Consider the following 17,683-nt stretch of genomic DNA (forward strand, 5'->3'; position numbering starts at 1 on the left):
TTTCTTCGCACTGGAGGCACAACCATGACCACCTTCGTGGACCGCGTCGAGCTGTACGTCGCCGCGGGTAACGGGGGCCACGGCTGCGCCTCCGTTCACCGGGAGAAGTTCAAGCCGCTGGGAGGCCCCGACGGCGGCAACGGCGGTCAGGGCGGCAGCGTCATCCTCACCGTGGACGCGCAGATCACCACCCTGCTGGAGTACCACCACTCGCCCAAGCGCAAGGCGACCAACGGCAAGCCCGGCGCGGGCGGCAACCGGACCGGCGCCGAGGGCCATGACCTCGTCCTGCCGGTGCCGGACGGCACCGTCGTGATGGACCGGCAGGGCAACGTCCTCGCCGACCTGGTCGGCCACGGCACCAGCTTCGTTGTCGCGGCCGGCGGCCGGGGCGGCCTGGGCAACGCGGCGCTGGCCTCGTCCCGCCGCAAGGCGCCCGGCTTCGCGCTGCTCGGCGAGCCGGGTGAGGCCCGTGACATCGTCATGGAGCTCAAGTCCGTCGCCGACGTGGCCCTGGTGGGCTACCCGAGCGCCGGCAAGTCCTCGCTGATCTCGGTGATCTCCGCCGCCAAGCCGAAGATCGCGGACTACCCGTTCACCACCCTGGTCCCCAACCTCGGTGTGGTGACCGCCGGCGACTTCGTCTACACCGTCGCCGACGTCCCCGGCCTGATCCCGGGCGCCAGCCAGGGCCGCGGCCTCGGCCTGGAGTTCCTGCGGCACGTCGAGCGCTGCTCGGCGCTGGTCCACGTGCTGGACTGCGCGACCCTGGAGCCCGGCCGCGACCCGCTGACCGACCTGGAGACCATCGAGGCCGAGCTGGCGCAGTACGGCGGCCTGGAGGACCGGCCGCGACTGGTCGCGCTCAACAAGGTCGACGTCCCGGACGGCCAGGACATCGCCGACCTCACCCGGGCCTCGCTGGAGGAGCGCGGCTACCGCGTGTTCGAGGTGTCCGCCGCCTCCCGCAAGGGCCTGCGCGAGCTGAACTTCGCGATGGCGCAGATCGTCGCCGAGGCCCGCGCCGCCAAGCCGCTGGAGGAGTCCACCCGGATCGTGCTGCGGCCCACCGCCGTGGACGACGCGGGCTTCACCATCACCGAGGAGGACGGCGCCTTCCGCATCCGCGGTATCAAGCCGGAGCGCTGGGTCCGCCAGACGGACTTCTCCAACGACGAGGCCGTCGGCTACCTCGCCGACCGGCTGGCCCGCCTCGGCGTGGAGGACAAGCTCTGGAAGGTCGGCGCCCACGAGGGCGACACCGTCATCATCGGCGCGGAGGACAACGCGGTCGTCTTCGACTGGGAGCCGACCATGGCCGCCGGCGCCGAGATGCTCGGCCGCCGCGGTGAGGACCACCGCTTGGAGAGCCCGCGTCCGGCGGTCGACCGCCGCCGCGACAAGCTGAAGAACCGCGACGCGGCCGAGTCCGAGTTCCTCGCCTTCGAGGCGCTCTCCAGTGGCCGCCAGGCCGCCGTCGAGGGCGACGACGACGAGGAGTAGGGCCGGCCGGTCCGACCCGCGTAGCGCCGCGGCCCCGCCTCCTCCCGGAGGCGGGGCCGCGGTGCGTCGGGGGTGCTGATGAAACGTCACTTCGCTTGGCGGGGGCCGGACTTGGTGGGACCGCCCCCGGCCCGGGGGCGGGACGGGGGCCGCCCGGCGGGTGCGGTCCGCCCGGCGTCCCGCGACCGGTCCGGGGCGGCCGGTGACCGGGGAGGGGCGCGGTCCAGCCGGTGAAATGCCCTGCGGACGGGCTGCGCCGATCGCGTAGATTGCGGGGGTGACGGCCGGGCCCGGGCCCGCCGTACCCGCACCACACCGGAAGGGCGTACAGCGAGATGAGCGAGGACTCACTGCGGCAGGAGGTCCTGACCGCACGACGGATCGTCGTCAAGGTCGGTTCCTCCTCTCTCACCACGGCGGCCGGCGGCCTGGACGCCGACCGGGTCGACGCCCTGGTGGACGCGCTCGCCAAGGTGCGCAGCGGCCCGGACGCCCCCGAGGTGGTCCTGGTCTCCTCCGGTGCCATCGCGGCCGGCCTGGCCCCGCTGGGCCTGGACCGCCGGCCCAAGGACCTCGCCCGCCAGCAGGCCGCCGCGAGCGTCGGCCAGGGCCTGCTGGTCGCCCGCTACACCGCCTCCTTCGCCCGGTACGGCATCCGGGTCGGCCAGGTGCTGCTGACCGCCGAGGACGCCAGCCGGCGCGCCCACTACCGCAACGCCTACCGGACGTTGGACCAGTTGCTGGCGATGGGCGCGATGCCGATCGTCAACGAGAACGACACCGTCGCCACCGCCGAAATCAAGTTCGGTGACAACGACCGGCTGGCCGCGCTGGTCGCCCACCTGGTCCGGGCCGACCTGCTGGTGCTGCTCTCCGACGTGGACGGGCTCTACGACGGCGACCCGAGCCGCCCCGGCACCAGCCGGATCGCCCAGGTGGCCGGGCCGCACGACCTGGACGGCGTCTCGATCGGCAGCGCGGGCAAGGCCGGGGTCGGTACCGGCGGCATGGTCACCAAGGTGGAGGCGGCCCGGATCGCCACCGGCGCGGGCATCCCCGTGGTGCTCACCGCCGCCAGCCGGGCCGCCGACGCGCTGGCCGGCCGGCCCACCGGCACGCTCTTCCTGCGCACCGGCAGCCGCTCCTCCGACCGGCTGCTCTGGCTGGCGCACGCGAGCAGCCCGCGCGGCGCCCTCCACCTGGACGAGGGGGCCGTCGCGGCGGTCGTCTCGGGGGGCGCCTCGCTGCTGCCCGCCGGGGTCACCAAGGTCGACGGGGAGTTCGCCGCGGGTGATCCGGTGGACCTTCTTGGCGAAAACGGCCACATCGTGGCGCGCGGACTGGTCAACTTTGATGCGAGGGAGTTGCCCCGGCTGCTCGGCCGGTCCACCCGAGACCTGGCCCAGGAGTTCGGTGCCGCGTACGAGCGCGAGGTCGTCCACCGCGACGACCTGGTCGTCCTGCGGGGCTGACCGGTCCGCGGGCGCGGCGGCGGTGCGGGCCTTGCCGCGGGCGAGGGGGCGCAGCCGTACGCGCCGGACCGGGGCCGGCGGGTACGACGACACGAGATCGCCGAACAGGAGGCCGCCGGTGGAACGCAGGCGCGAGGCAGCGCTGACCGGAGGAACGGCGGGCCGGCGGCTGACCAGCATCGACGGCGGGCGCGGGGCGGACACCCCGGCCGGGCCGGCCGGTCCGCCGCCGCAGGAGCCCGGCGCGCTACGCGGGGTCCGGCCGGACCGCCGGGACGAGGGGGAGCCGCCCACGGTGCCCGAACAGGCCCGGCTCTGGCACGTGGTGCTGAGCGTGGCGGGGCAGACCACCCCGCTGTCCGCGTTGCGGGCGGGCCTGGAGCGGCTGGCGCACGACCACTCGTTCTTCCTGACCGCCCGCTACGCGGCCGACCACGCGGAGATCCGCTACTGGGAGCAGGCCCGGGACCTGCACGACGCGGCGGCGATCGCGCTGCGGCTCTGGGGCGAGCACAAGGTGACCGCGAACCTGCCGCCGTGGGAGATCGTCGGGCTGGAGGTGGTCGACCGGGCGACGTACCACAAGCGCGTCGCCGAGGGCTTCGGCGGCCCGCCACCCCATCCGGGCGGGGTGCACCCGTACTGACGCACGTGCCGTGCCCGGGGCACGGCACGTGCGGGCCTTGCTGGGCGCCCATGTCTCACCGGGCGAAATGCCCGGTGGGCGGGGGCGGCGCACTCGCTACCCTTGGCGCATGACCAGCGACCTCGCCACCGCCGACAGCCCCGTCCTCGCCGTAGCGCGCCGAGCCCGGGAGGCCGCCGCCGTGCTCGCCCCGCTCCCGCGCCGGGCGAAGGACGCCGCGCTGTCGGCGATCGCGGACGCCCTGGTGGCCCGGAGCGCCGAGATCACCGCCGCCAACGCCGAGGACGTCGCCCGGGCCCGTGAGGCGGGTACCGCCGAGTCGGTGATCGACCGCCTGACCCTCACCGACGAGCGGATCGCCGCGATCGCCTCGGACGTCCGCGACGTGGCCAGCCTGCCCGACCCGGTCGGCGAGGTGGTGCGCGGCTACACCCTGCCCAACGGCCTGGACGTGCGGCAGGTCCGCGTCCCGCTCGGCGTGGTCGGCATCATCTACGAGGCCCGTCCGAACGTCACCGTGGACGCCGCCGCACTCTGCCTGAAGTCCGGCAACGCGGTACTGCTGCGCGGTTCGGCCTCGGCCTACCGCTCCAACACCGCGCTGATCGCGGTGCTGCGCGACGCCGTCGTCTCGGCGGGCCTGCCCGCCGACGTGATCCAGCTCGTCCCGGGCGAGAGCCGGGACTCCGTCCAGGAGCTGATGCGCGCCCGGGGCCTGGTGGACGTGCTGATCCCGCGCGGAGGGGCCTCGCTGATCCGTACCGTGGTCGAGGGCTCGACCGTGCCGGTGATCGAGACGGGGACGGGCAACTGCCACGTCTACGTGGACGCCGAGACGGACCTGGCGATGGCCGTCGGCATCCTGCTGAACTCGAAGGCGCAGCGGGTCAGCGTCTGCAACTCGGCCGAGACCCTGCTCGTCCACCAGGACGTCGCGGGGGCCTTCCTGCCGCTCGCGCTGGCGGCCCTGGCCCAGGCCGGGGTGACGGTGCACGGCGACGACGCGGTCCTCAAGGCCGCCGAGGGCTCGGCGGCGACCGTGGTGCCGGCCACCGAGGCGGACTGGGAGGCCGAGTACCTCTCCTACGACCTGGCGGCGGCGGTGGTGCCCTCGCTGGAGGCCGCCGTCGCGCACATCCGCCGCTGGTCCTCCGGCCACACCGAGGCGATCGTGACCACCTCGCAGGCCGCGGCCCGCCGTTTCACCCAGTTGGTCGACGCGACGACGGTGGCCGTCAACGCCTCGACGCGGTTCACCGACGGCGGTGAGTTCGGCTTCGGCGCCGAGATCGGCATCTCGACCCAGAAGCTGCACGCCCGCGGCCCGATGGGCCTGCCGGAACTGACCAGCACCAAGTACATCGTCACTGGTGACGGGCATGTCCGGGGCGAGGCGACGCAGACCGTGGGCGGGGCGGCCGACGCCGGCTGAGCCGGCCGGGAGCCCCCGGCGGGCGGTCCGCGTCACACGGGTGACGGACCAAGTGCGAGGAGCCACAGACAAAACGCCCGACCGGTAATACGCTGAATCCGTGGCTGACGATGTGGGGGGCTTGCCGTACCCCGACGGCGCCGACCACGGTGGTGCGGACGACGAGTTCGCCACCGTGGTCTTCGATGAGGCCTTCGTCCGGTCCGCCGCCGTGCACGAGCCGACAGCCAAGGAGCGGCAGCTCGCCGCCGCCGAGGCCCGGTTCGAGCCGGACGCGGTGGTACCGGGCTGGGGCTATGACGTTCCCGTGGGGGACGGGGTGCCGCTGGAGCTGCGCCCCTACCCGAGCGGACTGGACGACGACCGCCTCTACCCCGATCCGTGGTCGGGCCCCGGCCGGGTGGTCGGGCGCCGGGCCGGGCGCTGGGGGCGGGACAGTGTCTACGACCCGGTCCGGTCGCGGCGCGGGCGCTATGTCGCCCAGCAGCGCTGGCACCGGCCGGTGGCCTGGGTGCTCGCCGTGATCATGGGCGTGAGCCTGGTCGCGGTGGCGGTCGCGGCGGTCTACCAGGGTGTGGGCGGCTCCGGTGGCGGTACGCCCCGGCGGCCCGACTCGGGGAGCAGCAGCGCGGGTGTCGATCCGGCGCCCACGCCGGCCGAACCGTCGCTCGTGGTCACCGCGCCGGCGGGCTGAGGCACTGGTTCGCGGACGCTGCGCCGGAGTGCGCCGGAGCGCGTTCGCGCGCCGGGCCTCCGGTCACGGAGCGCTCCCGGGAATCTGGGTGAACACCCTCGTGGCGGGGCGCGGATGCGGCTTACCCTGGTGTCATGGGTGACCCGCGAGAGCCTCCGGAGGGTGCGCCCGACGGTGGTTCCGGAAGCGATGACGAGTACCGGTCCGTCGTCTTCGACGAATCCTTCGTCCGTGCTGCCCGGATCCAGGAGCTCTCCGCCCGGGAGCGGCTGGCGGGCTCGTTCGGCCGGGCCACCCGCCCGCGGGTGCGGCTCGGTCCGCTGGGCACCGTGCCGCGGCAGGCGCTCGCGCTGCTGCTGTTGATCCTGCTGGCCTTCGCGGCCGCCGTGTACTTCGGCATCAGTACGCCGAACCGGCAGACCTCCCGCCCCGAGGGCAGCCAACTGACCGTCAGCCTGGTGGCGTTGAGCCCGGCGTCGGCCGTGCGGCCGGTCGCCGACCCGGCCGCCCCGTTCGCCGCGCTGCCGCCCGGCTACGGGGACGGTGCCATCGGTCTGGGGACGCCCGCCGGGGCGGCCACCGCGCACTTCAGCAAGATCGAGGTCACCAAGGCGCTCGACACCGTCCAGCGCTATCTGGTGGCGTCCTCGCTGGCGCCGACGGCCCTGGTCCAGGGGTCGACCGCCGATGTGCGGGCCTTCGTGACGCCCGGCGAGCAGGCCCAGTTCGACGCCAGTGCGGCGCACCCCGTCGACGACCGCCACCACGCGCTGACCGGGTGGGTGGTCCGGTTCGACCCGGCGCAGGTCGCGCTGGCCGCCGACAGCGTGAAGGTGGCCGGAGCGATGCGGATCGACGAGGCGGACAGCACCACCCTGCAGATCACCACCGACCACACCTTCGTCTACGCGCTCAAGCCCGCCGGGGCCCCGAGCGGCGCACCGGTGACGCTGGAGACCGTCCGGCGGCAGCTGACCTTCCAGTTCGACCGGATCGACCTGGCCTCCGCCCAGCTGCGGCTGGTGGACTCGGTGCTCCAGGCCGGGCCGGCGCCCTGCGCCGGCTCGCTGGCCGGGTACGTCCGGCCGCTGCTGGCGGGGGCGGACGGCGCCGTGACCGGTGCGCAGCCGACGGAAGGTGCGCAGCCGACGGAGGGCGCGCAGCCGATCGATCCGGGCAACCACGCCCGTCCGGCCTGGCAGGTCTGCGGGGTCCTGGCGGGCAGCTGACGTCCGGCGGCGGGCCCCGTCGCGGCCGGCCGCTCGGGCACACCGGGGCCGCTGCCGGGGCACGGCGGGTGCCGGGGCCGGGGACGCCGACGGCCCCCGGCGGGAAGCCGGGAGCCGTCGGGAGCCGTCGCGGGATCAGTCCTCGTCGCGCGGCGTCGAGGAGCCGTTGGCGCGGGTGGCGCCGGTGAAGGTGTCGCGGAGCTTGCCGCCGACGGTGGCGGCGCCGCCGGCGACGTCGCGGATCAGGCCCATCAGCGGGTCCTTGCTCTCCTTCACCGAGGTCGTGTAGTGGTCGGCCGCGGCCTTCCACTGCTCGCCGACCGAGGTGTCGCCGTCGTCGGAGCGGCGCGGGTAGGCACCGGCCAGGATCGAGCGGTACTCCTCGCTCTCCGCCCACTTCTTCAGCTTGGCGACCCGCACCACCGCGAACGGGTGGCTCTGCGGCAGCACCTGCAGCAGCTTGAGCACGCCGTCGCGCAGGTCCCCGGCCTTGTCGTACTCCTCGGCCTGCTCCAGGAAGGCGTCGACGTTCATCTCGGCCAGGTTGTGGCCGCCGGCCAGCTTCATCAGGGCCCGCATGGAGGCCTGGAGGTCCTGCCCGGCGAGCAGGCCGGCCCGGTCGCTGGAGAGCTCGGCCTTGCGGAACCACTCCTTGAGCGCCGTCACGATCGCCATGATCGCGAGGTTGCCGAGCGGCACCCAGGCGATCCGGGCGGCGATGTTGGTGAGGATCAGCAGCATCGTCCGGTAGACCGCGTGGCCGGACATCGCGTGGCCGACCTCGTGGCCGATGACGGAGCGCAGCTCCTCCTCGTCCAGGAGCTCGACCAGGCCGCTGGTCACCACGATGATCGGGGTGTCGATGCCGATGCAGTAGGCGTTGACCGTCGGGTCCTGGGAGACGTAGAGGTCCGGGACCTTCTCCAGGTCCAGCACGTACGCGGCGTCGCGCACCATCCCGTGCAGCTCGGGGAACTGCCGCTCGGACGTCTTCACCGCGGTGGCCAGGAACATCAGCCGGATCGAGCGCTCGGAGACCAGCCCGGCGAGCTTCTTCAGGATGTCGTCGAAGCCGGTCAGCTTGCGCAGCGCGACGAGCGCGGAGCGGTCCGCCGGGTGCTCCCAGGCGCGGGTGGAGATCTCCGGGAAGCGCTGGCGGCGCCGGCTCGGGGTCTTCGAGGTCGTATCGGTCATGGTGTGAGTACCCTCCTGGTCGACGGCGGCCCCGGCAGCTGGCCGGCCCCCGCTGGTCTTCGCCTGCAACGACTGTCTGTGCAACGTCCGTGGTTGCGTACTCGTCCCCGGGCTCACCCTACGCGGCGCGAACGGCGCCGCAGGGGGCGGTGGCCGTCGCGGGTGTGAGGCCGGTTTACCCTGAATGCCCTGGAGAGCCGAGACCAGACCTGGCCGCGGTACCGAGCAGTCCGAGGAGCCCGCAGATGTCCACCTCCGCCCTTGTCAGCCTGGCCGGCCCGATCTCCACGGAGAACGGCCCGGGGCTCTTCCTGCGCATCATCGTGGTGGCCTCCTTCGTCGGCGTCGGCCTGCTGGCGTGGGTCCTGCTGCGGGCCGGCCGCAACAACTGAGCACCCTCCCGCCGGGCCCCGCCGGGCGCCCGGCTCACGCCGGATCAGACGCGGTGGGCCGCCGAGCGGTTGCCGTGGCGGCACCCGTACGATGACAGGTGGGCCCTCACCGGCCCGCACACCCCTGGTCCGTCATCCGAGCCGAGAAGGTCCGCCGACCATGAGCACTGCCGCCGCACTCCCCGTCCTGAACCTGCTCGCCTCCGAGGGCGAGGGGGGCAATCACGACAGCCTCAACCCGTACCTGACGGGTGGCGCCGCGCTGTTCATCCTGCTGCTGCTGCTCTACGTCACCACGCGCTTCAACCGGGACCGCTGAGCGGGGCACCGAGCCCCCGCCGGGGCGGCCCGGGGAGCGTCCGGCGGGAGCGCCGGCCGCTCCCTCACGCGTCCTCCCGGCGGCCGCCACCCGGTCGTTCCCGCCCCGTCACGGGCGTCGCGTAAGGTGTGGCGCCATGGGAGAGCAGGCCGGGAATCCCGGCGGACCGGAACCGGTGAAGAAGCGGCTCGGTGTGATGGGCGGCACCTTCGACCCGATCCACCACGGGCACCTGGTCGCCGCCAGCGAGGTGGCGAGCGCGTTCCACCTCGATGAGGTGATCTTCGTGCCGACCGGACAGCCGTGGCAGAAGACCGACCGCCTGGTGACGCCGGCCGAGGACCGCTACCTGATGACGGTCATCGCCACGGCGGAGAACCCGCAGTTCTCGGTCAGCCGGATCGACATCGACCGCGAGGGCCCGACCTACACCGTCGACACCCTGCGCGACCTGCGCGCGCTCCACCCGGACGCCGACCTCTTCTTCATCACCGGCGCCGACGCGCTCGCGCAGATCCTCTCCTGGCGGGACTCCGAGGAGCTCTTCTCGCTCGCCCACTTCATCGGCTGCACCCGGCCGGGGCACACTCTGTCGGACGCCGGACTTCCGGTGGGCGGGGTCTCCCTGGTGGAGGTCCCGGCGCTGGCCATCTCCTCCACGGACTGCCGCAACCGGGTCGCCAAGGGCGAACCGGTCTGGTACCTCGTCCCGGACGGCGTGGTCCGCTACATCGACAAGCGGGCGCTCTACGCGCCGCACCGGACCTGATCCCCGGAGGGGCCGACGGATGACCGATCGCAGGGGACAGCAGGACGACTGGTCCACCGGGCAGTACCAGCAGCAGTACCCGCCCCAGCAACAGGGCGGCTACGAGCAGCAGTACGACCAGTACGGGCAGCCGGTCCCGCCGGCGCAGCCCTACGGGCAGGACCAGTACACCGCCTACCAGGGGCAGGGCCAGGACCAGTACCAGCAGGCGTACCAGCCGTACGAGCAGCAGCAGCCGCAGCAGGGCGGCGGGTACGACCAGCAGCAGTACGACCAGTACGACCAGTACGACCCGTACGGGCAGCCGCAGCAGGGCGGCGGCCAGGCGTACCAGCAGCCCGGGGTCTACCAGGGGCAGTACCAGCAGGGGTACCAGCCGTACGAGCAGCAGCAGCCGCAGCAGGGTGGCGGGTACGACCAGCAGGGCGGCTACGAGCAGCACTACGCGACCGCGCCGCAGCCGGTCGTCACCGAGCCGGTGGCCGAGCAGGCCGCCCCGGCGCCGCCGCGACCCCGGACGCCCCGGACGCCCCGGCCGGCCCCCGCCGAGGCGGCGCCGGCCCGGCCCGCGGCGCCGTCCGAGCAGGTCGGCGGAAGCCGCGCGGCCAAGGCCGCCGGCGGCGCCGGCAAGACGCCCACGGGCGACTACCCCACCGGTGAGTTCACCTTCGTCGACGAGGAGGCGGAGGAGACCGAGGACGTCATCGACTGGCTGAAGTTCGCCGAGTCGCGCAGCGAGGTGCGCGCCGAGCGCCGCCGCAAGCTCCGCAACCGGCTGGTCGGCGTCGGCGTGGTGCTGGCCCTCGCCGCGGCCGGCGCCGGCGGCTACCTCTGGTTCACCGGCGACAAGCAGAGCGCGGCGACCGCCGCGGGCCCGCGCCAGGTCAACGTGGTGCACCTGCGGGACCTCCAGGGCAAGGTCTCCAGCGCGCTGCTGGTCAACGACGCCTCGGGGCACAAGGGCACCGTGCTGCTGCTCCCGGACACGCTGCGCCTGCCCGGCCCGGGCGACCCGCCGGTCACCACGGTCGGCCAGGCGATGGACAGCGTCGGTCCGTCCGCCACCCGGGACGCCCTGGCCACCGTGCTGGGCGCCCCGGTGGCCGGCACCTGGCGGCTCGACACGCCGTACCTGGAACTGCTGGTCGCCCAGCTCGGCGGGGTCCGGGTGGACACCAACGCCGAGACCCACGAGGGCGGCAAGCCGGACGGCAAGCTGCTCGCCGCCGCGGGCAAGAACACCCTGCTGAGCGGGAAGGCCGCGGTCGCCTACGCCACCCTGCAGGGGGCCGGCGAGGGCCGTGACGCCCAACTGGCCCGGTTCGGGCAGGTGATGGACGCGGTGGTGCGGACCATGCCGACCGAGTTCAAGGACGCCAAGGACGACGTGCACCGGATGAACGCGGTGCTCGACCCGTCGCTGCCCGAGGACGCCCTGGCCGGCGTGCTGGTCCAGCTCGCCCAGCAGGCGAAGGACGGCCACCTCGGGACCACGGTGCTGACCGTGAAGCCGGACGGCTCGCTGGACGAGGCCGCCGCCGGCCAGCAGGTCAAGGACGTGCTGGGCGGCACGGTGAAGTCCGCCACCTCGGCCGACACCCCGGCCCGGGTCTCGATCCAGGACGCCACCGGCAACGACCAGGCGGCCGCCGCCGCGCAGGTCCAGGTGGTGAACGCGGGCCTCACCTTCATCCCCGGCGGGACGAAGACCGCGGCGCAGGCCGCCAGTGAGATCCGCTACACCGACGACGCCCGGCAGGCCGCGGCGAAGTCCCTGGCGCTGAGCCTCAACCTGCCGGAGACGGCGGCGAAGAAGGTCACCGACGCGCAGAACGCCGACCTGGTGGTCGTCCTCGGCAAGGACTACCAGCCGCCGAAGACCCCGTAGGGCGGCGGCGGCCCCGCGTCCTCCACGCAGGGTCGTGGGGGCTCGGGGCGGGGCCGCGGCGGGCGCGGGCCGGTAAACGGTTCCTGGGCCACCTGGGCGGCGTGAGATCCTGGAAGGCGATGCCCGGCCGCGTGCCGGGCATCGCCCCCAAGCCGCCGAGCCGGAAGAACATCGTGACCGCCACCGAGCACAGCCAGGAAATCATCAACGTCGCCGCCCAGGCGGCGGCCGACAAGCTGGCGCACAACATCATCGCGTTCGACGTCAGCGACGTGCTGTCGATCACCGACGCGTTCCTGATCGCCTCCGCGAACAACGACCGCCAGGTCAAGTCCATCGCCGAGGAGATCGAGGACAAGCTGCGCGAGCAGCTGGACATCAAGCCGGTGCGCCGGGAGGGCGAGCGCGACGGCCGCTGGATCCTGCTCGACTACCTGGACATCGTGGTGCACGTCCAGCACTCCGAGGAGCGCTCCTTCTACTCCCTGGACCGGCTCTGGAAGGACTGCCCCGAGCTGCCGCTGCCGGCCGACGCGCTGGCCTCGCGCAACCGCCCCGACGCGCACACCGACGAGGCCGGCAACGCCCTCGCCCCGGCCGAGGCCGCCCCGGCCGACAACTTCGGCGCCGAGGACTACAGCTGAGCCGGGAGGCGCGGGGCCCGCGCATCGTCTTCTGGCGGCACGGCCAGACCTCCTGGAACCTCGAATCGCGGTTCCAGGGCAGCACGGACATCGAGCTGACCGGCCAGGGCGTCCTGCAGGCCCAGCGGGCGGCCCGGCTGCTCTCCGGCCTGCTCCCCGACCTGCTGATCTCCTCGGACCTCCAGCGCGCCCGGCGGACCGCCGACGAGCTGGCCGTGATCACCGGCCTGGACGTGCAGCACCACGAGGGGCTGCGCGAGACCTACGCCGGCTCCTGGCAGGGGCTGACCAACGCGGAGATCCGGGCCCGGTTCCCGGAGGAGTACGAGGCCTGGGCGCAGGGCGAGCCCGTCCGGCGCGGCGGCGGAGAACTCTCCACCGAGGTCGCCGACCGTTCGGTGCCGGTGGTGCTGGACGCGGTCGGCAAGCTGCCGGAGGACGGCACGCTGGTGGTCGTCAGCCACGGCGGCACCATCCGCACCATGCTCGGGCGGCTGCTCGGACTGGAGCCGGAGCTCTGGGAGTGCTTCGGCGGCCTGTCCAACTGCTGCTGGTCCGTGCTGGGCCGCGGCGCGCGCGGCTGGCGCCTGCTGGAGCACAACGCGGGCACCCTCCCGCAGCCGGTGATCGGCGACGACACCTGACCGGCGACGGCACCTGACCGGTGGCGACGGCCGATCGGCGACGGTCGAGCCGCGCCCCCGCCGTTCGCCGGCACCGCGCGGGGACGGATTTCGCAGTTCCGGGCCTGACCGGTTAGAGTCTTCCTCGTTCGCACGGAAGAAACGCGGCCCGGAAGGGAAGCGGGAAATCCGGTGAGTGCGGGGCTGTAGCTCAGTTGGTAGAGCGCTTGCATGGCATGCAAGAGGTCCGGGGTTCAATTCCCCGTAGCTCCACTCCGCACCTGCGGTCCGCGAGGGCCGTGCGTGTCGCGGGGCTGTAGCTCAGTTGGTAGAGCGCTTGCATGGCATGCAAGAGGTCCGGGGTTCAATTCCCCGTAGCTCCACAGACCGCGAGAAGGCCGTCACCCACCGGGTGGCGGCCTTCGGCGTTCCCCGGGCCCCGGACGCAGGCGCGCCGGGCCCCGGCCGTTCAGGAGTGGCAGCTGTTCAGCCAGCCGCCGGGCGGCAGCGCGGCGAGCTCCTCGATCCGCTCACGGTCCCCGTCCCCGTCCGGGAGGTAGACCACCACGTAGGTCTCGGGCACCCCGGGCAGCGTCAGGTACGAGGCGTTCAGCCGCAGCACCCCGACCTGCGGGTGCCGGAACACCCGCAGCGAGGTCTCCGGCGGCGCCACCTCCTGCCGGGCCCAGAGGTCCCGGAACAGCTCGCTCTTCGCCGACAGCCCCTGCACGTGCTGCTCCCAGACCGGCTCGCCGACGTGCTTGCCGTACGCGGCCCGCAGCACCGCCACCATCCGCGGCAGCGCCTCCGCGCGGTTCAGGAACGGGTTGCAGCACGGCGGCATGAGCAGCGTGCACCAGATGCTGTTGAACCGCCCGCTGGGCGTCACGTTCCGGTTCGTCCCGAACAGCGACTCGTACGACCGGTTGTACATCAGCACGTCGAACCGGGTGTTCGAGACCGCGGCCGGCAGCGGCGCGAGGGCGTCCAGGATGGCCTGGGTGGACGGGTCGAGGACGGGGGGCTCGGGCCGGCTGCTCGGGCTCGCGGACACCCCGGCGAGCCGGAACAGGTGCTCCCGCTCGGTGTCGTCCAGCCGCAGCGTCCGGGCCACCGCCGCCAGCACCTGCTCGCTGGCGTTGATCGGCCGCCCCTGCTCCAGCCAGGTGTACCAGGTGACGCCGACCCCGGAGAGCTGCGCCACCTCCTCCCGGCGCAGCCCCGGCGTGCGGCGGCGCAGCCCCGGCGGCAGGCCGACCTCCTCGGGGGTGACCCGGGCGCGGCAAGCCTTGAGGTAGCCGGCCAGCTCGGTGCGGCGGCGGTCCTGCCGGCGCGGTCCGACGGGGGTGGCGGTGCGGTCGTCCAGGACGGTCATACCCGCCATCGTGCCGCAGACCGGGCGGCCGAGACAGGTGCTGCCAGTACCAGGATCGGCAGGCTCTAACCACCAGTACCGGACGCGCCGCAGGCTGGGCCCATGACGGACCTTCAGATCCGGCCCGGTGCGGCCGGCGCCACCACCACCGGCGGCCCGGCCACCAGGCCCGGGCTGCTCCTCACCCTCCTGCTCTGCGGCCAGTTCATGGCCATCCTGGACGTCTCCATCGTCAACGTCGCGGTGCCGACCATCCGTACCGACCTGCACGCCTCGGGCGCGGCCCTCCAACTCGTGATCGCCGGCTACACCATCGCCTACGCGGTGCTGCTCATCACCGGGGCCCGGCTGGGCGCCCGCTACGGCTACAGCCGGCTGTTCCAGCTGGGCCTGGCCGCCTTCACCCTCGCCTCGCTGGCCTGCGGGCTGGCACCGGCCACCGGCTGGCTGATCGCCTTCCGGCTGCTCCAGGGCGCCGGTTCGGCGCTGATGGTGCCGCAGGTCATGAGCCTGCTGCAGCGCACCTTCACCGGCGCCGCCCGGACCAGGGCGCTCGGCCTCTACTCGGCCGTGCTGGCCGGCGGTCTGGCGGTCGGCCAGGTGCTCGGCGGAGTCCTGGTCAGCGCCGACCTGTTCGGGACGGGCTGGCGCCCGGTCTTCCTGGTCAACGTGCCGATCGGGCTGGCCCTGCTGGCGGCCGGCGCCCGGCTGCTGCCGAGCCTGCCGGGCGACCGCGGGCGCGGGTTCGACCTCCCCGGCCTGGTGGTGCTCGGCGCGGCCCTCGGGCTGCTGGTGGTGCCGCTGGTGCTCGGCCACGAACTGGGCTGGCCCGTCTGGGGCTGGGCGATGCTCGCCGCCAGCGCCGTCCTGTTCGCCCTGTTCGCGGTGGTCGAGCGGCGGATCGCCCGGCGCGGCGGACAGCCGCTGATCAGCGGCCGGGTGCTGCGGACGGCCACGCTGCGACCGGCGGCGGGCGCGATCTTCATGATCATGGCCGCCTTCGCGGGCTTCCTGTTCGCCTTCGCGCTGCACCAGCAGTCCGGCCTCGGGCACAGCGCGCTGCGGGCCGGCCTCTGCTCGGCGCCGATGGCGCTCGGCTTCGGGTTCTCCAGCCTGCACTGGCACCGGCTGCCCGCCCGGCTGCACGGCGTCCTGCCGCTGCTCGGCGCCGGGCTGCTCGTCCCCGGCTATCTGCTGCTCGGGCTGCTGCTCGGCGGCGGCGCGGAGATCGGCCCGGTGGCGCTGCTGCTGATGACCGGGCTGGGCCTCGTGGCCGGCTGCACGTACTCGCCGCTGTTCGCCCGGGCGCTGGGCGGCGTCGCCCCGGCCGACGCGGCGGACGCCAGCGGGGTGATGGTGACGGTCGTACAGCTCGGCCAGGTGGTCGGGGTCGCGGTGCTGGGCTCGGTCTTCCTCGGCGGGGTCTCGCTGCCGGCGGCGGCCCGGGACTCCGGACACGCCCTGCTGGTGACCACCGCCGCGATCGCGGGCCTGGTCGGCGTCGGCGCGGCCTTCGCCGCCCGCGCCCGCCCGACGGCCGGGTAGTACCTCCGGTAACGGATTCGTGGAGCACCCCTTCGACCGTGTAAAGTAGTCGATGTCGCCGAGGGAAACCGAAGGAAACCTCCGGTGACGCAGCAGGTCAAGGGGCTGTAGCTCAGTTGGTAGAGCGCTTGCATGGCATGCAAGAGGTCCGGGGTTCAATTCCCCGTAGCTCCACAGCAGTCGAGGGCCGCCTCCCGTTCCGGGAGGCGGCCCTCGGTGTTTTCCGGGGCGCGCTGGCCGCGTTTCCGGGGCGCCCGGGGGTGCTTTCCGCGGCGTCCGGGGTGCGTTCTCGCGGCCCGGGATCCCTCCGTCGGGTTCGGGGGCGCTCGCGGCCCCGGCGGTCCGGGGTTTTCCGAACGGCTCGGCAGCCGGCCCCGCCGGACCGCTACCGTCGTCCCATGGCCGATCTGGAGCGCAGGCGCAACGAGGAGCTGGCCCGGATACTGCACCAGCTCGGCTGGAACCCGGAGCGCCTGGCCCGCGAGGTGAACCTCACCCTGCCGCCCGGCCTGGCGATCAGCTCCACCGCCCCGTACAAGTGGCGCGACCGGGGCATGGTCCCGCGAAGCCCGCACGACCAGACGGTCTGCGAGGTGCTCGGCCGCGCCCTCGGCATCGCCGTCACCTACGAGCAGCTCTGGGGCCGGATGGGCGGCAACCGGGGGGCCAAGATCCTCTCGCCGCGGCTGCTCACCGACCCCTGGACGGCCGACACCGCCCAGACCGCGTTGCGCGAGGCGGCCACCGACGCCGGCCCGGTCCGTCTCACCGACCTGTTCCGCGGCGCCGACCTCGACCAGGCCGCCGACCGGCTGGCCACCGCCCCGCCCCCGGTCGGCGGCGGGGAGGGCGCGCTGCGGATCGACCCCGCGCTGGTCGGAGAGCTCCGGCTCTCCTACCGGAGCAAGCTGCGGCTGGAGCGGGCCTGCGGCGGCGGCCTGGTGCTCGGGCCGACCCGGGCCGAGCTGGCCATGGTCGCGAAGCTGCTGGAACTCGGCGGTTACGACGAGGAGTTGGGTCGCGTGCTGTACGGCACGGCCAGTCGGCTGGCCCGGCTGGCGGGCTGGGCCGCGTACGACCTGGGGCACGAGGCGGCCGCCCAGCGGGCGTTCGTGGCCGCGCTGCGCGCCGCCCACCTCAGCGGGGACCTGCGGCTCGGGGTGGGCGTGGTGGGCTGCCTGGTGGTGCTGGCCACCCAGGGCGGGGGAGGGCGCGGGCTGGACGCGGTCACCGTGCTCGCCGGGGTGCTGGAGACGGCGGGTGACGCGCTCGGGCCGGTCGACCGGGCCCTGCAGCTCGGCCGGATGGCCCGGGCGTACGGGCGGCGCGGCGAGCCGGAGGAGCTGGCGGCGGTGGCCGGGCGGGCGTTCGCGGAGCTGGACGCCGCGGCGGGTGCGGGTGCTTCTGCCGGTGCGGGTGCGGGTGCGGGTGCGGGTGCGGGTGCGGGTGCGGGTGCCGGTGCCAGTGCGGGTGCCGGTGCGGGTGCCGGTGCTGGTGCCGGTGCGTCTGCTTGTGCTTGTGCTTGTGCGGGGCAAGGTGCGGCTTCCGGCGCGGGTGCCGGGCCGGATGTGGCGCAGGCCCGGGCGGACCTCGCGGGGATGGTGGGGGAGGGCCACCTGTTCCTCGGCGACCACCGCGGCGCCCAGGCCCTGCTCACCGAGGCGGTGGCCGGGCTCGGCCCCGGCCGCGCGCGGGCCAGGGCCCTGCTTATGGTCCGGCTGGCGGACTCCCAGCGCCGCACCGGCTCCCTCCGGGAGGCCGCCGACACGGCCGAGCGGGCACGCGCCCTGGCCGCGGGCATGCAGTCCGAACGGGTGGCCCGCGCGCTGCGCGACTTCGACGCGGCCTCGCGGTCGATATCTCCGGAGGAGGCCTGAGCCCCTTGCGGTACCCTGAGCCCATGCGAACCGTGCGCCTGCTCCTTAGCCGGCCGCGCTGACCAGGACCGGCCGCGCCCC

Annotated in this window: 16 protein-coding genes and 3 tRNA genes; 17 read left to right on the forward strand and 2 right to left on the reverse strand. The window is 74.2% G+C overall.

Annotated features, from left to right (window positions below; all coding sequences use genetic code 11):
• The first annotated feature begins 24 nt into the window (after positions 1-24).
• The 6 genes from obgE (at position 25) to ACIF6L_RS06105 (ending at position 6,976) form a co-directional block, all read left to right on the forward strand.
• On the forward strand, positions 25-1,503 hold the full coding sequence (gene obgE / locus ACIF6L_RS06080; RefSeq protein ID WP_329487621.1) for a GTPase ObgE: 1,479 nt from the start codon (positions 25-27) through the stop codon (positions 1,501-1,503).
• Positions 1,504-1,838: 335 nt separating this feature from the next.
• Positions 1,839-2,975: a glutamate 5-kinase gene (gene proB, locus ACIF6L_RS06085; RefSeq protein WP_329487620.1), complete on the forward strand. Its 1,137-nt coding sequence runs from the start codon at positions 1,839-1,841 to the stop codon at positions 2,973-2,975.
• Between the two features lie 118 nt (positions 2,976-3,093).
• Positions 3,094-3,621 (forward strand): hypothetical protein, encoded by a 528-nt coding sequence (locus tag ACIF6L_RS06090; RefSeq protein WP_329487619.1) that lies wholly within the window; start codon positions 3,094-3,096, stop codon positions 3,619-3,621.
• 109 nt (positions 3,622-3,730) lie between these two features.
• Entirely contained in the window at positions 3,731-5,053 is a 1,323-nt protein-coding gene (locus ACIF6L_RS06095) for a glutamate-5-semialdehyde dehydrogenase (protein WP_396487042.1), read from the forward strand.
• Between the two features lie 100 nt (positions 5,054-5,153).
• A complete protein-coding gene (locus tag ACIF6L_RS06100) occupies positions 5,154-5,747 on the forward strand; it encodes a hypothetical protein (protein WP_329487617.1) in 594 nt (197 codons plus the stop codon).
• A gap of 134 nt (positions 5,748-5,881) precedes the next feature.
• Complete coding sequence (locus ACIF6L_RS06105; RefSeq protein WP_396487041.1) at positions 5,882-6,976, forward strand: hypothetical protein; 1,095 nt, start codon at positions 5,882-5,884, stop codon at positions 6,974-6,976.
• Positions 6,977-7,111: 135 nt separating this feature from the next.
• On the opposite strand, the gene ACIF6L_RS06110 is transcribed toward ACIF6L_RS06105, so the two are convergent.
• Positions 7,112-8,170: a M48 family metallopeptidase gene (locus ACIF6L_RS06110; protein ID WP_329487615.1), complete on the reverse strand. Its 1,059-nt coding sequence runs from the start codon at positions 8,168-8,170 to the stop codon at positions 7,112-7,114.
• A gap of 245 nt (positions 8,171-8,415) precedes the next feature.
• On the opposite strand from ACIF6L_RS06110, the gene ACIF6L_RS06115 reads away from it, so the two are divergent.
• From ACIF6L_RS06115 to ACIF6L_RS06150, 8 genes are all read left to right on the forward strand, one after another.
• Positions 8,416-8,562 (forward strand): hypothetical protein, encoded by a 147-nt coding sequence (locus ACIF6L_RS06115; protein ID WP_329487614.1) that lies wholly within the window; start codon positions 8,416-8,418, stop codon positions 8,560-8,562.
• 160 nt (positions 8,563-8,722) lie between these two features.
• Positions 8,723-8,881, forward strand: a complete 159-nt coding sequence (locus ACIF6L_RS06120) for a hypothetical protein (RefSeq protein WP_329487613.1) — start codon at positions 8,723-8,725, stop codon at positions 8,879-8,881.
• A 136-nt stretch (positions 8,882-9,017) separates the two neighbouring features.
• Positions 9,018-9,650: a nicotinate-nucleotide adenylyltransferase gene (gene nadD, locus ACIF6L_RS06125; RefSeq protein ID WP_329487612.1), complete on the forward strand. Its 633-nt coding sequence runs from the start codon at positions 9,018-9,020 to the stop codon at positions 9,648-9,650.
• Positions 9,651-9,669: 19 nt separating this feature from the next.
• On the forward strand, positions 9,670-11,538 hold the full coding sequence (locus tag ACIF6L_RS06130) for an LCP family protein (RefSeq protein ID WP_396487040.1): 1,869 nt from the start codon (positions 9,670-9,672) through the stop codon (positions 11,536-11,538).
• Positions 11,539-11,711: 173 nt separating this feature from the next.
• Positions 11,712-12,182: a ribosome silencing factor gene (rsfS, locus tag ACIF6L_RS06135; protein ID WP_329492097.1), complete on the forward strand. Its 471-nt coding sequence runs from the start codon at positions 11,712-11,714 to the stop codon at positions 12,180-12,182.
• On the forward strand, positions 12,179-12,826 hold the full coding sequence (locus tag ACIF6L_RS06140; protein WP_396487131.1) for a histidine phosphatase family protein: 648 nt from the start codon (positions 12,179-12,181) through the stop codon (positions 12,824-12,826). Before rsfS ends, ACIF6L_RS06140 begins: the two co-directional genes overlap by 4 nt.
• Before the next feature lie 179 nt (positions 12,827-13,005).
• Positions 13,006-13,078: transfer RNA gene (locus ACIF6L_RS06145), tRNA-Ala, on the forward strand.
• Positions 13,079-13,115: 37 nt separating this feature from the next.
• Positions 13,116-13,188 (forward strand) — tRNA-Ala (locus ACIF6L_RS06150).
• 86 nt (positions 13,189-13,274) lie between these two features.
• Here ACIF6L_RS06150 and ACIF6L_RS06155 read toward each other — a convergent pair.
• A complete protein-coding gene (locus tag ACIF6L_RS06155) occupies positions 13,275-14,180 on the reverse strand; it encodes a helix-turn-helix transcriptional regulator (protein ID WP_359808029.1) in 906 nt (301 codons plus the stop codon).
• Between the two features lie 102 nt (positions 14,181-14,282).
• Between ACIF6L_RS06155 and ACIF6L_RS06160 the strand changes: the two genes are divergently transcribed.
• From ACIF6L_RS06160 to ACIF6L_RS06170, 3 genes are all read left to right on the forward strand, one after another.
• On the forward strand, positions 14,283-15,725 hold the full coding sequence (locus tag ACIF6L_RS06160) for an MFS transporter (RefSeq protein WP_352289137.1): 1,443 nt from the start codon (positions 14,283-14,285) through the stop codon (positions 15,723-15,725).
• 101 nt (positions 15,726-15,826) lie between these two features.
• Positions 15,827-15,899 (forward strand) — tRNA-Ala (locus tag ACIF6L_RS06165).
• A 224-nt stretch (positions 15,900-16,123) separates the two neighbouring features.
• On the forward strand, positions 16,124-17,602 hold the full coding sequence (locus tag ACIF6L_RS06170; RefSeq protein ID WP_396487039.1) for a hypothetical protein: 1,479 nt from the start codon (positions 16,124-16,126) through the stop codon (positions 17,600-17,602).
• Positions 17,603-17,683: the final 81 nt, after the last annotated feature.

The organism is Kitasatospora sp. NPDC086009, assembly GCF_044540385.1.
GTDB lineage: Bacteria > Actinomycetota > Actinomycetes > Streptomycetales > Streptomycetaceae > Kitasatospora.